This window comes from Pseudomonas sp. 58(2021) (genome assembly GCF_017491585.1).
GTDB lineage: Bacteria > Pseudomonadota > Gammaproteobacteria > Pseudomonadales > Pseudomonadaceae > Aquipseudomonas > Aquipseudomonas fluorescens_BT.
In genome coordinates this window covers 215,269-235,653 of sequence record NZ_JAFGYZ010000003.1, presented here as the reverse complement: position 1 = coordinate 235,653, position 20,385 = coordinate 215,269, and the positions used below count along the sequence as shown (strand labels likewise).

General features: G+C 58.1%; 14 protein-coding genes. 4 read left to right on the top strand and 10 right to left on the bottom strand.

Annotated features, from left to right (window positions below):
- Positions 1 to 118 precede the first annotated feature (118 nt).
- The 10 genes from J5M72_RS04725 to J5M72_RS04680 form a co-directional block, all read right to left on the bottom strand.
- Entirely contained in the window at positions 119 to 1,591 is a 1,473-nt protein-coding gene (locus J5M72_RS04725; protein ID WP_207864348.1) for a mannitol dehydrogenase family protein, read from the bottom strand.
- Positions 1,592 to 1,607: 16 nt separating this feature from the next.
- A complete protein-coding gene (gene ugpC, locus J5M72_RS04720) occupies positions 1,608 to 2,711 on the bottom strand; it encodes a sn-glycerol-3-phosphate ABC transporter ATP-binding protein UgpC (RefSeq protein WP_207864346.1) in 1,104 nt (367 codons plus the stop codon).
- Positions 2,712 to 2,734: 23 nt separating this feature from the next.
- Complete coding sequence (locus tag J5M72_RS04715) at positions 2,735 to 3,565, bottom strand: carbohydrate ABC transporter permease (protein WP_007957423.1); 831 nt, start codon at positions 3,563 to 3,565, stop codon at positions 2,735 to 2,737.
- An 8-nt stretch (positions 3,566 to 3,573) separates the two neighbouring features.
- A complete protein-coding gene (locus J5M72_RS04710; protein ID WP_207864344.1) occupies positions 3,574 to 4,500 on the bottom strand; it encodes a sugar ABC transporter permease in 927 nt (308 codons plus the stop codon).
- Between the two features lie 145 nt (positions 4,501 to 4,645).
- The gene (locus J5M72_RS04705; protein WP_207864342.1) at positions 4,646 to 5,956 is read right to left on the bottom strand and encodes a sugar ABC transporter substrate-binding protein; all 1,311 of its coding nucleotides are present in this window, start codon (positions 5,954 to 5,956) and stop codon (positions 4,646 to 4,648) included.
- Positions 5,957 to 6,182: 226 nt separating this feature from the next.
- Positions 6,183 to 7,088, bottom strand: coding sequence for an AraC family transcriptional regulator (locus J5M72_RS04700; RefSeq protein ID WP_169430344.1), 906 nt, complete (start codon positions 7,086 to 7,088; stop codon positions 6,183 to 6,185).
- Positions 7,089 to 7,163: 75 nt separating this feature from the next.
- Positions 7,164 to 8,009: a phospholipase gene (locus J5M72_RS04695; RefSeq protein WP_169430345.1), complete on the bottom strand. Its 846-nt coding sequence runs from the start codon at positions 8,007 to 8,009 to the stop codon at positions 7,164 to 7,166.
- Positions 8,010 to 8,160: 151 nt separating this feature from the next.
- Entirely contained in the window at positions 8,161 to 9,450 is a 1,290-nt protein-coding gene (locus J5M72_RS04690; protein WP_169430346.1) for a glycosyltransferase family 4 protein, read from the bottom strand.
- Positions 9,451 to 9,533: 83 nt separating this feature from the next.
- Positions 9,534 to 13,400, bottom strand: coding sequence for a hypothetical protein (locus tag J5M72_RS04685; RefSeq protein WP_207864340.1), 3,867 nt, complete (start codon positions 13,398 to 13,400; stop codon positions 9,534 to 9,536).
- A gap of 208 nt (positions 13,401 to 13,608) precedes the next feature.
- The gene (locus J5M72_RS04680) at positions 13,609 to 13,974 is read right to left on the bottom strand and encodes a response regulator (RefSeq protein WP_207864338.1); all 366 of its coding nucleotides are present in this window, start codon (positions 13,972 to 13,974) and stop codon (positions 13,609 to 13,611) included.
- Between the two features lie 266 nt (positions 13,975 to 14,240).
- On the opposite strand from J5M72_RS04680, the gene J5M72_RS04675 reads away from it, so the two are divergent.
- From J5M72_RS04675 to J5M72_RS04660, 4 genes are read left to right on the top strand one after another with little or no spacing between them, the layout of a single operon-like run.
- Positions 14,241 to 17,732, top strand: a complete 3,492-nt coding sequence (locus J5M72_RS04675) for a response regulator (protein ID WP_207864336.1) — start codon at positions 14,241 to 14,243, stop codon at positions 17,730 to 17,732.
- Positions 17,732 to 18,565 carry a protein-glutamate O-methyltransferase CheR gene (locus J5M72_RS04670; RefSeq protein ID WP_039768267.1) on the top strand — a complete coding sequence of 278 codons (834 nt, stop codon included), beginning with the start codon at positions 17,732 to 17,734 and terminating at the stop codon, positions 18,563 to 18,565. Before J5M72_RS04675 ends, J5M72_RS04670 begins: the two co-directional genes overlap by 1 nt.
- Complete coding sequence (locus J5M72_RS04665) at positions 18,562 to 19,155, top strand: chemotaxis protein CheB (protein ID WP_169430350.1); 594 nt, start codon at positions 18,562 to 18,564, stop codon at positions 19,153 to 19,155. Before J5M72_RS04670 ends, J5M72_RS04665 begins: the two co-directional genes overlap by 4 nt.
- Entirely contained in the window at positions 19,149 to 20,363 is a 1,215-nt protein-coding gene (locus J5M72_RS04660; RefSeq protein WP_169430351.1) for a hybrid sensor histidine kinase/response regulator, read from the top strand. Before J5M72_RS04665 ends, J5M72_RS04660 begins: the two co-directional genes overlap by 7 nt.
- Positions 20,364 to 20,385: the final 22 nt, after the last annotated feature.

Sequence of the window (20,385 nt, the reverse complement as noted above, 5' to 3'; positions counted from 1 at the left end):
AGATCTCGGTGCTTTTCAATTCCTGAGTTCGACTCCGGACTTTCAGGTCGATGTACCCCGGATAAACACCTCGGCCGGCTCCCTCTCCCTCTGGGAGAGGGCTGGGGTGAGGGGCTTTTCAGGTCAGAATACGCTCGAGAGTCCGCGTCACGCCTTCTTCGCGCAAGCTGTTCAGGCACCATTCGAACGCCGTCACAAACTCCTTCGAGCGCGGTATCACCGTACCGAAGATTTCTTCAACTCCCAACAACCGCTCAGTGATCAAAGCATCCTCCGCCACCAACGCCTGACAAAACGCCGCCCGAGGATCCGGAATCGAATAAGTGTCACCATTCTCATCCACGCCCTTCAAGTAAAGCGCCCAGGCCGCCACCACCAACGCTGCGCGTCTGGTTTCCCGCCCATCGGCAATCAACCGATTGATCGTCGGAATGGTGAACTTGGGAAACTTCGAAGAACCATCCGAACACACCCGTTCCAGCTGATCGGCAATCGCCTGATTGGAGAACCGTGCCACCAGCGTGTTCTTGTACTCGGTCAGGTCGATGCCCGGCACCGGCGCCAGTTGCGGGGTCACGTCCAGGTCCATGTAGGCACGCATGTAGCGCACGAACAGTGGGTCGTTCATGGTCTCGTGGACGAAGCGGTAACCCTTCAAAAAGCCCAGATACGTCAGCGCCAGATGGCTGCCGTTGAGCAGTTTGATCTTCATCTCTTCGTAAGGCGAAACATCGTCGGTGAACTGCACGCCGACCTTTTCCCAGGCCGGGCGGCCGTTGACGAACTTGTCTTCCAGTACCCATTGCACAAACGGCTCGCAGACCACCGGCCAGGCGTCGTCGACGGCGTGTTTGTCCGCCAGTTGCAGGCGATGCGCGGTGCTGGTCATTGGGGTGATACGGTCGACCATGGCGTTGGGGAAACTGACGTTGGCGTCAATCCACTCACGCAAGTCCGGATCCAGCAGCGCGGTAAACGCCAGCAGCGCCTTGCGGGTGACGGCGCCGTTGTGCGGCAGGTTATCGCAGGACATCACGGTAAACGCCGGAATACCCGCCGCCCGCCGCTTGGCCAGTGCCGCGCAGAGGAAGCCGAACACGGTTTTCGGCTGTTGCGGGTTCGTCAGGTCGTGCTGAATCTGCGGCAGGTGCGCCATGAACTCGCCGTTGCTGTCATCGATGCAATAACCGCCCTCGGTGATGGTCAGCGAAACGATGCGGATCTGCGGGTCGGCGAGTTTGTCGATCAGCACCTGGGCGCTGTCCTCGGCCAGCAGCATGTCGCGGATCGCACCGATGACGCGGACTTCGGTGTCGTCGCTGTCGCCGAGTTCGAACAGGGTGAACAGGTAATCCTGCTCCTTGAGGTCGTCCCGGGCGCGGCGGTCTTCGGCGCGCAGGCCGACGCCGCAGATCGCCCAGTCCAGTGCTTCGCCGGTGTTCATCAGCGCATCGGTGTAATACGCCTGATGCGCGCGATGGAAACCACCGACGCCAATGTGTGCAATGCCCTGGCGGGTGTCGCTGAGGCTGTAGGCCGGCAGTTTCACTTCGGCGGCGAGGCGGTTGAGGTTTTGCTTGTTCAGTTTCATCGGGTCAGTCTCGAAATCAGGCGGCTGCGCGCAACGGGCGGGTCAGCGCCACGCCGTCGGCATCGAACAGATGGCAATGGGCGGCATCCAGGTGCAGGTTCAGTTGTTCGCCGTAACGGCTCGCCAGGTCACCGCGTACGCGCATGGTCAGGGCTTCGCCGGCGTTGGTCTTGACGTGGCAGAAGGTGTCGCTGCCCAGCCGCTCGCTGACGTCGGCGGTGACTTGCAGGGTGCAGTCGCCCGGTTGCGCCAGTTCCAGATGTTCCGGACGAATGCCCAGGGTCACGGCGCTGCCGACGCTCAGATTCGACGCGTTGAACGGCAGGATGATGCGCGTGCCGGCGTCCAGCGAGACTTCGCAGCTTGCACCATCGAGCCGGGCGATCTTGCCCTTGAGGAAGCCCATTTTCGGCGTGCCGAGGAACCCGGCGACGAACAGGTTGGCGGGGTGGTGATACAGCTCCAGCGGCGAGCCGACCTGTTCGATCTTGCCGCCATTGAGCACCACGACCTTGTCGGCCATGGTCATGGCTTCGACCTGATCGTGGGTCACGTAGATCATGGTTGCTTTGAGGTCCTTGTGCAGGCGCAGCAGTTCCAGGCGCATTTGCACCCGCAGGGCGGCGTCGAGGTTGGACAGCGGCTCGTCGAACAGGAAGATTTTCGGGTTGCGCACGATCGCCCGGCCGATGGCCACGCGCTGACGCTGGCCGCCGGACAGTTGCTTCGGCTTGCGTTCCAGCATCGGGCCCAGTTCGAGAATGCGCGCCGCTTCGCCGACTTTCTTCTCGACTTCGGCTTTCGGTACGCCGGCCAGGTCGAGGGCGAACGACATGTTTTTCTTCACGGTCATGTGCGGGTACAGCGCGTAGGTCTGGAACACCATCGCCAGATCGCGCTTGGCCGGGCTGACTTCGGTGATGTCACGCCCGTCCAGCTCGATAGTGCCGCCGCTGACTTCTTCAAGGCCGGCGATCAGTCGCAGCAGGGTCGATTTGCCGCAGCCCGACGGACCGACGAATACCACAAATTCCTTGTCGCTCACCTCAAGGTCGATGCCCTTGATGATGGAAAAACCTTCGAAGCCTTTTTGCAGATTCTTGATTTTCAGGTTGGCCATGGTGGCGCTCCTTTTGCGAATTCTTATTTGACGGCGCCGAACGACAGACCGCGCACCAGTTGTTTCTGGCTGATCCAGCCGAAGATCAGAATCGGCGCGCAAGCAAGCGTCGAGACGGCCGACAACTTGGCCCAGAACAAGCCTTCGGGGCTCGAGTAGGAGGCGATCAACGCGGTCAGCGGCGCGGCTTTGGACGAGGTCAGGTTCAGCGACCAGAACGCCTCGTTCCAGCACAGGATCAGCGACAGCAGCACGGTCGACGCCAGGCCGCCCTTGGCGATCGGCAGCAGCACGCGGAGCATTTCCTGGGCGAGGGTGGCGCCGTCGAGGCGGGCGGCTTCGAGGATGTCTTTGGGGATGTCCTTGAAGTAGGTGTAAACCATCCAGACCACGATCGGCAGGTTGATCAGCGTGTAGATCACGATCAGCGCGATGCGCGTGTCGAGCAGGCCGAAACTCTTGGCCAGCAGGTAGATCGGCATCAGCACGCCCACCGGGGGCAGCATTTTGGTGGAGAGCATCCACAGCAGCGTGCCTTTGGTGCGCTGGGTTTCGTAGAACGCCATCGAGTAGGCCGCCGGCACCGCAATCAGCAGGCACAGAGCCGTGGCGCTGAAGGAAATCACCACCGAGTTCCAGGCGAAACTGAAGTAGTCGCTGCGCTCATTGATGTGCAGGTAGTTCTCCAGTGTCGGCGTGAAGATGAACTGCGGCGGCGTGGCGAAGGCGTCGATTTCGGTCTTGAAACTGGTCAGCACCATCCAGAAGATCGGGAAGAAAATGATGATCGCGATGGCCCAGGCCAGCGTGCCGAGCAGCAGGCTTTGCAGCCGGCGGGATTGTTGAAGAGTCATGGCAGGCCTCAGGCTTTGTCAGTCAGGTTTTTGCCGATCATCCGCACCAGAATGATCGCGGCGATGTTGGCGATGACCACGGCGATCAGGCCGCCGGCCGAGGCCATGCCGACGTCGAACTGCACCAGCGCCTGGTTGTAGATCAGGTAGGCGAGGTTGGTCGAGGCGTAGCCGGGACCGCCGTTGGTGGTGGTGAAGATTTCGGCGAACACCGACAGCAGGAAGATGGTTTCAATCATCACGACTACGGCAATCGGCCGCGCCAGATGCGGCAGGGTCAGGTGCCAGAAGATCGCGATCGGGCCGGCACCGTCGAGGCGGGCGGCTTCTTTCTGTTCCTGGTCGAGGGACTGCATGGCGGTCATCAGGATCAGGATCGCGAAGGGCAGCCATTGCCACGAGACAATGATGATGATCGACAGCAGCGGGTAGTGGGCCAGCCAGTCCACCGGCTGCGCGCCGAACAGTTTCCAGATGTAGGCCAGGATCCCGGACACCGGATGGAAGATCAGGTTTTTCCAGATCAGCGCACCGACCGTGGGCATGATGAAGAACGGCGAAATCAGCATCACCCGCACGATGCCGCGGCCGAAGAATTCGCTGGCCTCCAGCAATGCGCTGATCAACACACCGAACACCACGCTGATCAGCAGCACGCTGCCCACCAGCAGCAAGGTGTTGGTGGCTCCGGGCAGGAACCCGGAATCGGTGAGAAAGTAGGTGAAGTTATCCAGCCCGACAAATTCGTTGATGCCCGGGTCGAGCAGGTTGTAGCGGATCATCGAGAAATAGACGGTCATGCCCAGCGGCACGATCATCCACAGCAGCAACAGGGCCACCGAAGGGCTGACCAGAAACCAGCCGGGATTGGCCACGCGGTTTTTGCGCCGGGGCTGCGACAGGTCGATGTGGGCTTTGGCAGTTGAAGTATTCATGGTGATCACAACCGTTTTAAAAGGCAGACTCGATCCACTGTGGGAGCGAGCCTGCTCGCGATGAGGGTGGTCCATCCGCCACATTTATTGAGACCGGATTACCGCTATCGCGAGCAGGCTCGCTCCCACATGGAAATGCGCAGGATTACTTCGGATAACCCGCGCGCTTCATCTCGCGTTCGGTGGTTTGTTGCGCGGCGGTCAGCGCCTGATCGACGGTGGTCTGGCCGATCAATGCGGCGGAGAACAGCTTGCCGACCTGGGTACCGACACCCTGGAATTCAGGAATGGTCACCAGTTGAATGCCGATGTAAGGCACCGGTTTGAGGGTCGGTTTGCTCGGGTCAGCGGCTTTCAGCGATTCCAGCGTGACCTTGGCAAACGGTGCGGCGCTCATATAGGCGTCGCTGTAGGTCGAGGCGCGAGTGCCCGGCGGTACGTTGGCGATGCCGTCGGTCTTGGCAACCAGTTCGCCGTATTCCTTGGACGTGGCCCAGGCGCTGAATGCTTTGGCAGCATCTTTGGCCTTGGAGCTGGTCGGAATCGCCAGCGCCCACGAATACAGCCACGCCGAGCCTTTGTCGGTGACCTGATGCGGCGCAAAGGTGAAGCCGACATGATCGGCGACCTTGCTCTGGGTCTTGTCGGTGACGAACGAGCCGGCGACGCTGGCATCGACCCAGATTGCGCATTTGCCGCTGTTGAACAGCGCCAGGTTTTCGTTGAAGCCGTTGCTGGAGGCTCCCGGCGGGCCGGATTTCTTCATGGTGTCGACGTAGAAATTCAGCGCGTTCTTCCATTCCGGGCCATTGAATTCCGGTTTCCACTGCTCATCGAACCAGCGCGCGCCGTAGGCGTTGGCCACGGTGGTGATCAGCGCCATGTTCTCGCCCCAACCGGCCTTGCCGCGCAGGCAGATGCCGTACTGTTCCTTGTCCTTGTGGGTGAGTTTTTCGGCGAAGCCGGCGATCTGTTCCCAGGTCGGACGCTCCGGCATGGTCAGGCCTGCATCCTTGAACAGGTCGGTGCGGAAATAGGTGATGGAGCTTTCGGCGTAGAACGGCAGCGCGTACAGCGAACCCTTGACCGACAGCCCTTCACGCACCGACGGGAACACATCGTCGAGGGCATAACTGGCCGGCAGATCCTTCATTGGCTCCAGCCAGCCCTTGGCGCCCCAGAGTGCGGCTTCGTACATGCCGATGGTCAGCACGTCGAACTGGCCACCCTGGGTGGCGATGTCGGTGGTCAGCCGTTGACGCAGGACGTTTTCTTCCAGTACCACCCAGTTCAGCTTGATGTCCGGATGCTCGGTCTCGAAGGTTTTCGAGAGCTTTTGCATGCGGATCATGTCGCTGTTGTTGACGGTGGCGATGGTCAGGGTCTGGGCGCCAAGGCTGACGCTGCTGAGGGTCATGCAGGTGAGGGCAAGCAGAGCTTTTGCAGTGGGTTGCATCGTGCACTCCTTTTCTGCACCCGGCGGGAGCAGAAGGACAGTTATTGTTTTTGTGTTCTTCCGGCGGGGGAAGAATGTGCACTGATTACAGCCTTCTAACGCAGGGCTGACAAATCATCCCTAGCACTTGAATCGATACTTTTTTGCACTCTGGATTGGCGCGATAAGCGGAGGTAAGGGCGTTTCAGAAGGGCGACAGCCATGAATCCGTACAGGTTTTCGGCGATCAGCCGTGGTTTTGCTCGGTCAGGCGTTGCACCACCAGCCGCCGATAATGCGAAGGCGTCATGCCTTTGAGCTGCTGAAAGCGCCGGTTGAAATTGGAAATATTGTTGAAGCCCGACTCGAAACACACCTCGGTCACCGGTTTGTCGCCATCCGCCAGCAGTTCACAGGATTTACTGATGCGCAGGCGATTGACGAATTCGATGAAATTGCGCCCGGTGGCCTGCTTGAACACGCGGCTGAAATAGGTGGGTTTCATGCCCAGGTGCTCGGCGACTTCCTCCAGCGGCAGTTCGCGAGCGTAGTGGGCGAAGATGTAATCGACTGCGCGGTTGGTGCGGTCGATGTTGTGCTCATCGGCCAGTTGCGGGGTGGTTGCGCCGGACAGCAGTTGGTAGTCGTCGCAGGCAGCGAGCAACTCCATCAGGATGAAAAAGTGCCCGAGACGGGTGATGCCGTTGGAATCGGCGATGCGTTGCATCAGGGTCATGGCTTGGCTAATCGTCTGCGGTGAGCGGAACTCGATGCCGTACTGCGCACGCTCAAGCAGTGGTGCCAGGGTCTTGAGTTCAGCGAACACCTGATGACCGCTTTCGAACAACTCATCGGTGAAGTTGACCAGCATGTCGCGTTTCTCGACGACTTCGTCTTCGGCCACCTGGCTGATCCAGTTGTGCGGCAGATTGGGGCCGGTCAGGAACAGCGTCTGCGGGTAGAAATTGCCGATGTAGTCGCCGATGAACACTTTGCCGGAACTGGCGACGATCAGGTGCAGCTCGTACTCCTTGTGAAAATGCCAGCGCACCAGCGGGCAGGGGAAACCGTGCTGGCGATAGATGATGGACAACCCGTTGTGGTCATCCATCAGCTCGTAGGAGGGGTCGGTCACGCGGGCGGTTCGGGTCATGGCAAGGCGCTTTTCCTGTTATCGCCCGGCGATCATGCCTCTTTGCGCGTGGGTTACGCCAGTTTTCAGTGCCGCTCAAAGCGCGCGCTGTCGGGCCTTCATCAAGCTGGCAATTCGGCAGAACTCCACCAGGTCCGACTCTTCCATGAAGTCGACGTTGATGATGTTGCACTTCAGTGCCCAGTCGCTTTTATCCAGATCGAACCACTCGTTCAATTCGTCATGAATGTCGACCGGGCCACCAAACGCGGTGTAACTGGTGGCGGACAGCGACCAGAGACGTCTGTTGTCTGTCGAGTTTTGCAGGACGCTGCCAATGTACTGCCTCAAATCATCGGGACTGGTAATGTTGTTTCCCGACCATCGGTGATTGATGAAAGTGTGGAATATTTTGTAGTCCAGTTGCCAATGTGACGTGGCAGCCGCGAACACACGTTGTTGCGCACTGACTTGCTTGAGTTCACGCAGGCTCAGGTAGAAGTTGTTGCGCGGGACAAGACGATGGCCCAGATAATGGATCATGATCTTATTGAAGTCGTCGTAATCGAAGTCGGCGCCGTCCAGACTGTGAAAGTCCAGAATAATGAACTCATCCGGGTTGTTGTCCAGGAACTTATTGACGTCGGCGATCAGGTTCGCCAGGGTTCGAGAGTTTTGGAAGCCGTTATGGTGGGCGACGAATTTTTCCGGACCTTTGCCGCCGCCGTTATGGGTCAGACGAATATCCAGCGCCCTGGAACCGTGATTGAGCTGGGCAAGAAAGGAGTCATGCTGGCAGACGAGCCAGTGGCGCGGAGGGCCGAAGAACGGATACGAGGCGCGCCAGTCACTGCCGGCATTGTGGGTGCCGGGCAATGTCAGTTCGAATATCGACAGTGTATCAATGGCGGGTGTCGAGCCCATCCAGTTATTAGTGCTCATCAGTGCATCCTGCATAAGTTTTTATAAAGTACGGCCCGATAAAACAGTCAAGGCCGTACGTGCAGGATGTTTATAATGCCTAACTTGTTAGTTGGCCATGCAGGGAGTGATGCAAGTTGTTGGGTATTGTTTGTATAGTTGTCCAGCCAAGTTATCTGTTCTGGTTCTTGGCTTCAATCCACTGAGCCATATATTGGGTGCTCTTGTGTGAATGGTGGCGCAACATGCTGCCGGTGAAGTTGTTCCTTCTGAGTTGCGACAGATTTTCGCGGCAATACTTAATTTTCTCGATAAGTGCGGGCCCGTGAACCGTTTGCAGGTATCGGTCGACCAGCAGGGCTTGCCCCTGCGCCTGTGCGGTTTGCCAGAGGTCCCGGTCGTTATACAGCCGGACCGCCGCTTCGGCGAATGTTTGGGCCGTGCCGGTGACAGCGCCCGGCCAGGGATGATCCGCCTGCATCCCTTCGGCTCCGACCGGCGTGGTGACACTCGGGGTTGCGCAGAGCATTGCATCGACCAGTTTGCCCTTGATGCCTGCGCCGAAACGCAGCGGTGCCAGGCAAACCCGGGCATCGGACATGACCTGCAATGCATCCTCTGCCCAATTCATGATGTGGAAACCCTCGGCCGCATTGTGCAGGGCTGTCGCCTTCGGCGGCGTATACGCACCGTAGATATGCAATTGCGCTTTCGGAAGTTGCTTGCGAATCAGCGGCCAGACTGTCGATTTCAGCCACAGGACGGCATCCCAGTTCGGAGCGTGGCGGAAATTGCCGATGCTGAGGAAGTGCGCGCGATCCTCAAAGGGTTTCGCTGGCGTGCTCGGCGGCTCGACCATCAAGGGGCACCAATGCATCAGCTGGGGCGGCAATTTGAACTGCTGCACCAGCAACTCAATTTCCACTTGTGAAATCATCAGGTTCAGATCACAACGATACAGCGCGGCGATCTCGCGCCTGGCCAGATCCGTCTCGGCCATCAGTTCAAATTCTTCGGCGAGCGCGGGGGCGAACAATTGTTGGAAATCGTTGGTGTCATCGCTGAGTTTCAACCGATCTTTCAATCGCTGGTGTCGGGCATGTCGCAGGCTTTGCAGGTCTGAAGTCTCCAGAACACGCAGGGCGTCGGGACAGTGTTTTTCCACGCGCCAGCCGAACTGTTCTTCGATCATGAACTGGTCAAACAGCACGATATCCGGTGCCAATTCGCTGATGAAAACGTCGAAACTGCTGTTGTTCAGCTCAATCGGGACTTCGCGGATGCCCAGCGCGCTGAGGTCGGCGCGATGTTCACCGGTGCCGGCCGGGCTGGCAAAGGTGATTTGCCAGCCTTGCTGCAGGAACGTTTCGAGAATCTGCATCACATGCCCGCTCGCAGCGGAGGAACGGGGTTCCGGCCAGACGTAACCAATGACGAGGACTTTGGTTGCGGGCTGACTCATGAGAAACGATTCCTGGGACGAAGAGACGAAAAAAATGCGCGCGAATTAAAACACAATGCGCGCGCTCGCCGATCCGCTTTTTCTCAGTTCGAGGCCTTGGCCAGGTTGACCCGCAATGAACCCTTGATGAAACCGAGATCGGAAGTGTTTTTCACACCCTTGTTGATCTTCGCGAGATTGATCAGGAAGGCTTCTCGGTGAGTGCTTGCCTGATCGAGCATGGAAACTGCCAATGAATAGGAGTCGGCATTAAAGAGTGCGGGGTGTTTTCGAACCACTTCGGGCAACGTACTGGAAATGGAATCGAATGCTTCGAGCCCTTGTGCGTATGCGCTCTTATGCTGCAGGTTGGAAAGATTCCTGGGGTGCAGCGCCTTCGTATCGGTGGCACTTCCTAGCTGGAGCAAACCGGCCACGTCAAACTCGGCGGGGCCGGTGGCCCTCTCTTTCACTATTCCGTAGTAAAGATCCAGGGTGTCGGGGGCGCCGTGCGCCAGTTCGTGAATCACGATATCGGCCACACGGCTGTCGTCATATTTCGACATGCGGTAATAGTCATCCAGTCCTTCGGGGAAGATATCCAGAAACGTCGGGACTGGCTTCTGTCGATGCGTACCCGCCTGTACACGGGCCTGCCAGCGTTTGTACGCTGCCGGTCGCAGTGCTGCATAGGCATCTGAACCCTTTCTGAAGGACATGTTGGCGACGGTGACCGAATCCAGATCCTGACGCATCGATTTGAGATTCATCGCCACATGTTGCAGGACATCATCGGTATCGCTACCGAATATATGTTTAATCACCCAGCGCGTGTCGTCGTTTGGTGTCTGCGCCAACAGACTCAATGCGTTATCGATTTTGCGCTTCGCAAAAGGCATTGCCCTCTTCACGATTGCCCGAGAATAGTCAAAAGGTTTGGCAAGGCCGAAGAACCGGCGAAGCGGCGCCAGAGGCGACACCTTCAGGTTTCTCAGCTTCGGCCCCCAAGCGCCACCGACTCTCAGGTTCAGCGCATACCAGTCGTTGTTGCGCTGGAGTGCCAGCAGGTTGATCGTATCCTCCACGTTATCCGCCGCTTTCCAGGTGCCTTGAAACAAGTCGTTTTTTTGCGCGGCCCTGACCAGGTCGTAGGACTGCGCGCTCCCCGTCAGTTTACGCAGTTGGCCCGTGGCGGTTTCCACCACGTTGAGCCCGTGTTTGCTCAAAAGCAGAACGCCTCGTTTGGCCAGGCGCCCGCCTTGTAAAGCCAGCGTCGGTAAGCCATCCAGGGGATTCAGGAACGATACCGAGAGGTGGGCAGCCGCTTTGGCGATGCTCAGAGCCTTGGCGGTTGTCGAGGTTGTCTTGCCCGCGATGCCGACAATCGTGGCGCCAAAGCCGACCACCAGCCCCAGCAACGCCAGGCCGTCAAGAATGCAACCACCGATGCCTTCGGATACCCGGGGCGCATCGCCTGAGCGGATGTCTTCAATACATTTTTTGAACGGCACGATCACATTGATCACAGCTTCATTGATCTGAGCGTTTTTAGCGCGAATCCTTTGCAGTTCGGTCTGTTGATACAGCGATGAGTACAGTTCGTCGCGCGTCGCGACCGGGTGATTGCCCAGAACGCCTTCGGCCAGGGCGTCCAAGGCACGGGAAAAAAACAGTGGGACTGGCTGGACTTCATCTGAGGCAAGGACGAAGTTCCAGAGTTTTTCTACGACCACTTCGGACCAGACTCCCTGTTTCGGCGCGTCGCCCTTCAGGTAGGCATTAAAGTCGATCGGCCATCGTTGTGCAGGGTTCTTGGGCTGGAAGTCCGTGTCCTGGCCGTCATACCCCAGCGAAGGCTCTTCGAACAGTGTACCCCTGGACCGTAACAGGGCGGCCAGCTCCGGGCGTTCACGACACAACCCTCTGAGGGTAAACAGCTCATAACAGCGAAACGCCTTTTCGTGCTGGCATCCGATAATCAGGCCGTAGCGCCCCTTGGCCGCTTCACGATGTCGCTGAGTTTCTTCAAATGGGTTGAGCGGATTTACCGATTCCCTGACGGTATATAACGTAATAAAACCATTGGCGATCATTGTCCTGTCACGTTCGGGCAAGTTGGACACTGCCATTTTGAGAATGGAGGCCTGACTTTTCTTTAGCGTCAGATGGTATTGCTCGAATGATTTTTCAAATAAGGCGTCGATCGGTTTCAGTTCACCGAGTCGGGCAAAGGCATTCCGTGGCGGGTTGAAGTATCTGGCGCTGTCAAACTTGTCGGTCAGTTTGCCGTTGACCACCAGATCACCCGACATGTAAAGGTCTAGAATCGAGAGACGCAGCCTCCCTACAGCAGAAGTGTCTTTCACACTCCATTCGCTGGAGGGAACAATAAGCGCCAGCCATTCCAGCGCACTGCGCTCGTCAAGCGCAACATCGAAGTTGGCCTTGAATGCCGGTTGCTCCAAGTAACTGCCATCTGGCAAGACGCGTTTGAGCTCTTGAAGCGCGAGTTGCCGTCGATCAGGCGGAACTATCGCAATACCGGTTTCGACTTCGTTCAACGCTTGCGCATATTGGCTGAAACGGTTGGCGGCGGTTGTAAAGGCGTTTACGTCATCATCTTCGGTAGTACCGGGCAATATGCCGTTGAGCATTGCCCATTGGATGATGGGCGTAATGGTCGCCAACTCATGCAGCGTGCGTTGGGCAGCACTGACAGGAATCAGTTCGGAAAACGCCTTGATCCGGTCATAGGTCATCAGGCGCGATGCGCCTGGCGCCGTGAGTTCGACCAGCGCAACGGCCTGGGACACGATCACCCAGCCGGGTTTACCGATCGTCAGTTCGGCGGGAGCCTGCTGCACAAGCAACTGTGGCGCAGCGCAGGCCAGCAGAAGGTGTGCGGCCAATGGTGCGTAGAGCGGATCCAGTTGCAGTTCGCGAGTGAGTTGCCATTCCAACGCTTCAACCACCTGCGGTGCAGTTTTCGAGACATTGTCCGGGTGATACAGCTGAAAACCGGCAATGACTTTTGCGTGTCGCTCGACCTCGAGTCCGAGATCCAGAATCAGCGCTGTTGCAACCATGCATTTGATCTGTCGCAAAGCCGCTTCATGGTTGCCTTGGTCCAGATGCCAGCCGAGCCGGTCATGCAGAAGGATTCCCAACGCCCAGGCATTCGGTGTCTGCAGCAACTGGTCCAGATGAATGCCGGCACGTTCGCGACTCGACGCAACCGCAAGTGCCTTGAAATCCGGGGTAGCGATATGTTGCAGGAGGCTGACTCGACCCTTTGTCGTGTCCTTGGCGATCTGTTTGATCGTTTGACGCTCGGTCGCTGAAAGATGGAAGGGCGACTCAACCGGCGCCAACAGCAATTCGTGATAATCCCCCGTTACCGGACTGGTCGGCAGTTGGAATTCGAGCCAGGCAATCAGACTGCGTGTTTCGGCGACGGTTGTCGGGAGGGTGTATTGATGGAAGTTAAGCCATTGCTCAAGGCCGAAGACCTCGGTGGAAAATACGTAACCACCGGTGCGTACTGCACACTCTCCGACCATGAGGATTTCATCTTGCAGATCTGCACTGATGACATTGTCACCCGTCAAGTCGATCCAGGTGCCACCCGCCGAGACGCTGAGTCGAGCCTGTTCATTGATGCAGACAATGGTGTCGCCGGGCAGTGCATGTTTTTCGGCGAGAAAAAGAAAGTCCTCGGTCTCCAGCATCTTCGCAAGAGCGACGCGGGCAAATTCCTGGGCGTTATCAAAAGCGCTATTCGATGTTCGGGGCACCGTAATGAAGTGCAGATCAATGATTTCGGCACTTGCGCGGTCCCCGATCAGATCGGAAAGCGCCAATACGATATTGGACTTCTCTGCGAGATCAAGTTTTTGGCGTTCGACAATATAACCAGAATCCAATGCCGGACTGTCGGCGCTCAGCAGATTTCCGTCCTGTGAAAGTTGCATTAACAAGTTATCCTTTAATTGTTTATTGGTAGTGACCTCGCTGTTTGTGCAAATGTTGGGGATGCAACAAATCTTCAACTACGGGGCGGCGTCAGAGTAAATGCGCGCTTTAGTTGGTGGATAGCTGCAGTTGGTTTCAAAGTTGGTCAGGGCAGGTTGCAAGTCTGCCCGAAGAGGGTGCCTGGAGTGCAAGTTCCCGGTTCAGCGTTCAGGATTGCCCAAGAACCGCTTTCACCTTGTCGCGCAATTGATCAATGGAAAACGGCTTGCCAATCACGTGCATGTCTGCCGGTACTTCAATAGTCTCGGCATAACCGCTGGCAAACAGAATCGGCAGTGCGGGGCGAATGTTGCGGGCTTCGGTGGCCAGTTGACGGCCATCCATATTCGGCAGGCCGACGTCGGTCATCATCAGGTCGATGTGCTGATTCACATCCTCGAGAATTGCCAGCGCCTGTTCGCTGCCATCCGCCTCCAGAACCTTGAATTCCAATTCCTCCAGCACGTCGACGATCAGCATGCGCACGATGGCGTCGTCTTCTACTACAAGGATGGTGGACACAGGGCTGGACATAATGGCGGCTCTCAAAAAATGGGGGGCAGGAGCGCCGGTCGATCAAAAATGCCGGGCTCTTGCATGAGTAAGTGGCGCATGGCCACAAGTTCCCGAATGAATACAAAAAAAGAGTAGGCGCAAACGGTTGGGCAAGGATAACCGCTGGCTTGGGATTCGGCGCAGGCAAATGTGGGAAAACGGTGCTATCTCTGTGAGAAAAATGGATCCATGCCGCCGTTTTGGGGCAAACTCCCTGTTTTTCAACAGTTCGACAAGGCTGCCACATGTCCTCTCCGTCTTCGGTTGATGAGCAACGGTTTCGCAAACTCCTGACCCGCAACGTCAGTTTGCCGTTGGGCGTCGGCGTCGTCAGTGCCGTGTTCTTTGTTTCACTGATTACTTATCTGTTGTCGGTGATCCAGTGGGTGGAGCACACCGACCGGGTGATCAATAACGCCAACGAAGCAGTAAAACTCACCGTGGACCTGGAAACGGGAATGCGTGGCTATCTGCTCAGCGGCGACGAGCATTTTCTCGATCCGTACGAAACGGCGAAGCCGCGCATCGCCGTGGCACTCAATACCTTGCTTGAACTGACTGCGGACAACCCGGCTCAAACCGACCGCCTGCGTCGTCTTCAGGCGCTGCAAACCGAGTGGGCGACGTATGCGCAATCGATGATCGATCTGCAACGCTCCAGCGGTGATTACAAGTCGGCAGTCAAAACGGGGAAGGGCAAGCGCCTGACCGACGAAATACGTAAACAGTTCGAAGATGTGATTGAAACCGAACAGTTGTTGCGGGCTTCACGTAACGAGGACGTGCGCCGCACCACGATCTGGAGCATCAGCCTTTACTTGCTGTTTGTGGCCGGCATCAGTGGCCTGCTGGCCTACGTCGGCCGGCGCGATCTGCTCAACCTGTCACAAAGCTACGGCGCGACCCTGGCGGCGCAAGAGGCCAGCGCCAAACGCCTGGAACAGCAAGCCTGGTTGCGCAACGGCCAGACTCAGCTTGCCGAGCAAGTGCTGGGGCAACTGACGGTCAATCTGCTGGGACGTAACATTCTGCAGTTCTGTGCCCAGTACCTCGGCACCGCAGTGGCCGCGCTGTATGTGCGCGAAGAACATGGCGGCCTCAAACGCGTGGCAACTTACGGTTTTTCTCGCGAACAGGAACAACAGGATCAATTGATCTCCAGCAATGAAGGTCTTGTCGGGCAGGTTGCCCAGCAGGCTCGGCTGATTCGTCTCGACTCGGTACCGTCCGACTACTTCAAGGTCAGTTCCGGTCTGGGTGAAGGTCTGCCGCACAGTGTGCTGGTGGTGCCGACCAGTGATGACGAACGGGTCAACGGCGTGATCGAACTGGGTTTCCTGCGTCCACTCACCGACCGTGATGTGGCGCTGCTGGAACTGATCGCCGGCAACATCGGCACGTCCATCGAAGCGGCGCGTTATCGCCAGCGTCTGCAGGAAGTGTTGGCCGAAACCCAGCAACTCAATGAAGAGTTGCAGGTGCAGCAGGAAGAGCTGAAAACCGCCAATGAAGAGCTGGAAGAACAGTCGCGGATTCTCAAGGAGTCCCAGGCGCATCTGGAAACCCAGCAAGTCGAGCTGGAACAGACCAACGAGCAACTGGCCGAACAGGCCCTGACCCTGGCCGAGCAGCGCGACGCCATGGATCAGAAGAACACCGAACTCAATCAGGCCCAGGTACAACTCGAAGAACGCGCCGAAGAATTGCAGCGCTCGAGCAAGTACAAGTCCGAGTTCCTGGCCAACATGTCTCACGAACTGCGCACGCCGCTGAACAGTTCGCTGATCCTGGCCAAGCTGCTGGCGGAAAACCCGCAGGACAACCTCACCGCTGAACAGGTCAAGTTCGCCGAGTCGATCTATTCTGCCGGCAACGACCTGCTCAACCTGATCAACGACATTCTCGACATTTCCAAGGTGGAGGCCGGCAAACTCGAAGTCTTGCCGGAGAACACCAGCGTGGCGCGCCTGGCCGACGGGTTGCGCAGCGTGTTCGAACCGCTGGCGGCGGACAAGAAACTGACGTTCACCGTGGAGTTGCAGCCCGATGCGCCGATCACCTTGTTCACCGACCGCCAGCGTCTGGAACAGGTGATCAAGAACCTGCTGTCCAACGCGGTGAAATTCACCGAGCAGGGCACCGTCAGCCTGACCATCGCCGGCCAGCCGGACGATCGCATCGCCTTCATCGTGCGCGACTCGGGGATCGGGATCGCGGCGGATCAGCAGGAAAGCATTTTCGAAGCCTTCCGCCAGGCCGACGGCACCACCAACCGCAAATACGGCGGCACTGGCCTGGGCCTGTCGATTTCCCGGGATCTGGCGACACTGCTGGGCGGTTCGATCAGCGTCAGCAGCGCACCGGGGCAGGGCAGTGCTTTCACCCTGGTGTTGCCGCAGCAATACCGCGAGCCGGGTGACATGCCGGTTGTGCCATTGACTTTAAGTCCGCCGGTCCCTGCTCCGGTCATCGCGCCGGTCGCAGCGGTTTCGCCTTTGGCGACCATCGACATCCCGCGCTTCAACGATGACCGCAACAAGGCGCCGTTCAATACCCGTTGCATTCTGGTGGTGGAAGATGAGCCGAATTTCGCCCACATCCTCTACGATCTGGCCCACGAACTGGGCTATCAGTGCCTGGTCGCCCACGGCGCCGATGAAGGCTATGACCTTGCGAGAGAGTTTGTGCCGGACGCGATCCTGCTGGACATGCGCCTGCCGGATCATTCGGGTCTGACCGTCCTGCAACGCCTGAAAGAACACGCCGAAACCCGACACATCCCGGTGCACGTCATCTCCGTGGAAGACCGCGTCGAAGCGGCGATGCACATGGGCGCCATTGGTTACGCGGTCAAGCCGACCACCCGCGAAGAACTCAAGGACGTGTTCGCCCGTCTCGAGGCCAAACTGACCCAGAAGGTCAAACGCGTGCTGTTGGTCGAGGACGACGATCTGCAACGGGAAAGTATCGCGCGGCTGATCGGCGACGACGACATCGAAATCACTGCCGTCGGCCTGGCGCAAGACGCGCTGGAGCTGCTGCGCACGACGATCTTCGATTGCATGGTCATCGACCTGAAGCTGCCGGACATGCTCGGCAACGACCTGCTCAAACGCATGTCCACCGAGGACATCTGTTCGTTCCCGCCGGTGATCGTATACACCGGACGTAATCTGACCCGCGATGAAGAGGCGGAGCTGCGCAAGTATTCGCGCTCGATCATCATCAAGGGCGCTCGCTCGCCGGAACGTTTGCTGGATGAGGTCACACTCTTTCTGCACAAAGTCGAATCGCAGTTGTCCCATGAACGGCAGAAGATGCTCAAGACCGCTCGCAGCCGCGACAAGGTCTTCGAGGGACGCAAAGTGCTGCTGGTGGACGACGATGTGCGCAACATCTTCGCCCTGACCAGCGCCCTGGAAACCAAAGGTGCAGTCGTGGTGATCGGCCGAAACGGTCGTGAAGCGATTGAAAAACTGAATGAAGTCGAGGACATCGACCTGGTGCTGATGGACGTTATGATGCCGGAAATGGATGGTTTTGAAGCCACCATGGAAATCCGCAAGGATCCGCGCTGGCGCAAGCTGCCGATCATCGCGGTGACGGCCAAGGCCATGAAGGACGATCAGGAGCGCTGCCTGCAGGCGGGCGCCAATGATTACCTGGCCAAGCCCATTGACCTGGATCGCCTGTTCTCGCTGATTCGCGTGTGGTTACCGAAGATGGAACGCATTTAGTGGAACGTAGTAATTCCGTTGAACGGAACAGTGAAATCGAACTGCGGTTGCTGATCGAGGCGATTTATCTCAAGTACAGCTACGACTTTCGCGATTACTCCGGCGCTTCGATCAAGCGCCGGGTGCAACATGCGCTGAGCCAGTTCGAATGCGCGACCATCTCGGCCTTGCAGGAGAAAGTCCTGCACGACCCGACGGCGTTCATGCAGTTGCTGCAATTGCTGACGATTCCGGTCAGCGAGATGTTCCGCGATCCGTCGCACTTCCTGGCGATCCGCCAGGAAGTGGTGCCGCTGCTCAAGACCTATCCGTCGATCAAGATCTGGATCGCCGGTTGCAGCACTGGCGAGGAGGTCTACTCGATGGCGATCCTGCTGCGCGAAGAGGGCCTGCTGGACCGCACGATCATCTACGCCACCGACATCAACCCGCGCTCGCTGGACAAAGCCAAGCAGGGGATCTTTTCGATGGAAAACGTGCGCGCCTACACCGCCAACTATCAGCAGGCCGGTGGTCAGCGCTCGTTCGCCGACTACTACACTGCTGCCTATGGCTACGCCATTTTCGACAAGAGCCTGTGCGAGAACGTGACCTTCGCCGATCACAGCCTGGCGACCGATAGTGTATTCTCCGAAACTCAGTTAATTTCATGTCGTAACGTGTTGATTTACTTCAATAAAAAACTTCAGGATCGAGCGTTCGGGTTATTTCATGAATCGTTGTGCCATCGTGGATTTCTGGTGCTGGGCAGCAAGGAAACCCTGGATTTTTCCGGCTATTCCAACCAGTTCGAACCGCTGGTGAAACAAGAACGGATCTACCGCAAATCATGAACAGTGCAGCGGACTTGCCTCGGATCGAGGCGATTGTGGTCGGGGCTTCCGCAGGTGGCGTCGAGGCCCTGCTGAGCATGCTTGGCTCGCTGCGCGCCGGGTTCGGGCTGCCGATCATCATCGTCCTGCATTTGCCGGAAGAGCGTCGCAGCCAGCTCGCCGAGGTCTTCGCCCGACGGCTGGCGCTGCCGGTCGCGGAAGCCATCGATAAACAGGACATCACCCCCGGCACCGTGTACTTCGCGACGCCGGGTTATCACCTGTCGGTGGAGCAGGATTTCAGTCTGTCGCTGAGCCTTGAAGACCGTTTGCATCATTCACGGCCTTCGATCGACTTCCTGTTCGAGTCCGCTGCCGACGCTTACGGGCCGTCGCTGGCCGCCGTGTTGCTGACCGGCGCCAACCACGATGGCGCGCGGGGACTGGCGCAAGTCAAACGCCTGGGCGGGCTGACCATCGTGCAGGACCCCGACGAGGCGCAGGTCGCCACCATGCCTCGTGCGGCGCTGAAGACGCATCAACCGGACTACATCCTTCCCATACACGGCATCGGCCGTCTGCTTGTCGAGCTGGAACGAATCGCATGCTGAGTAATATCCAGGCAAAACTGCTGATCGTCGACGATCTGCCCGAGAACCTTCTGGCCCTCGAAGCGCTGATCAAACGCGAAGACCGCACCGTCTACAAGGCGCTGTCGGCGGACGAAGCGCTGTCGCTGCTGCTGCAACACGAATTCGCCATGGCCATTCTCGACGTGCAGATGCCCGGCATGAACGGCTTCGAGCTGGCCGAGCTGATGCGCGGCACCGAGAAGACCAAGAATATCCCGATCATTTTCGTCAGCGCCGCCGGCCGTGAACTCAACTACGCGTTCAAGGGTTATGAAAGCGGCGCGGTGGACTTCCTGCACAAGCCGCTGGATATCCACGCGGTGAAGAGCAAGGTCAACGTCTTCGTCGACCTGTACCGCCAGAGCAAGGCGATGAAACAACAGGTCGAAGCCCTGGAGCAGAGCCGTCGCGAGCAGGAAGCACTGTTACAGCAACTGCAAAGCACTCAGGGCGAACTGGAGCAGGCGGTGCGCATGCGCGACGATTTCATGTCGATCGTCGCCCACGAAGTGCGCACACCGCTCAACGGCCTTATCCTCGAAACCCAACTGCGCAAGATGCACCTGGCCCGGGACAATGCCGCCGCGTTTACCCTCGACAAGATGCACGCCATGGTCGACCGCGACGAGCGTCAGATCAAAAGCCTGATCCGGCTGATCGAGGACATGCTCGACGTCTCGCGGATCCGCACCGGCAAGCTGTCGATCCGACCGAGCCGCTTCGATCTCGCGCAACTGGTGGGCAATCTGCTGCAAAACTTTGCCCAGCAGATCGAAGCCGCCGAGACTGAGGTCAGTTTTACCGCTACCGAGCCGGTGGAAGGGCAGTGGGACGAGTTCCGAATCGAGCAGGTCGTGTCGAACCTGCTGACCAATGCATTGCGTTACGGCGGTAAAAGCCCGATCCAGGTACGGGTCTATCGCGAAGGCTATGAGGCCCGGGTCGAAGTTCAGGACCAGGGCATCGGCATCAGTGAAGAGAACCAGAAACGCATTTTTCAGCAGTTCGAACGGGTTTCCGCCAAGACGGTGGTGGCCGGACTCGGGCTGGGTCTGTTCATTTCCGAGCAGATCGTCGCCGCCCATGGCGGCTCCATCGTCGTCGAAAGCAAGATCAACGAGGGCGCCCTGTTTCGCGTTTGTCTGCCGCTCCAGGAAAACGGCAAAACAAACGCAACCTCTGAGTGACCACACGGTCGTATCAGCAGCT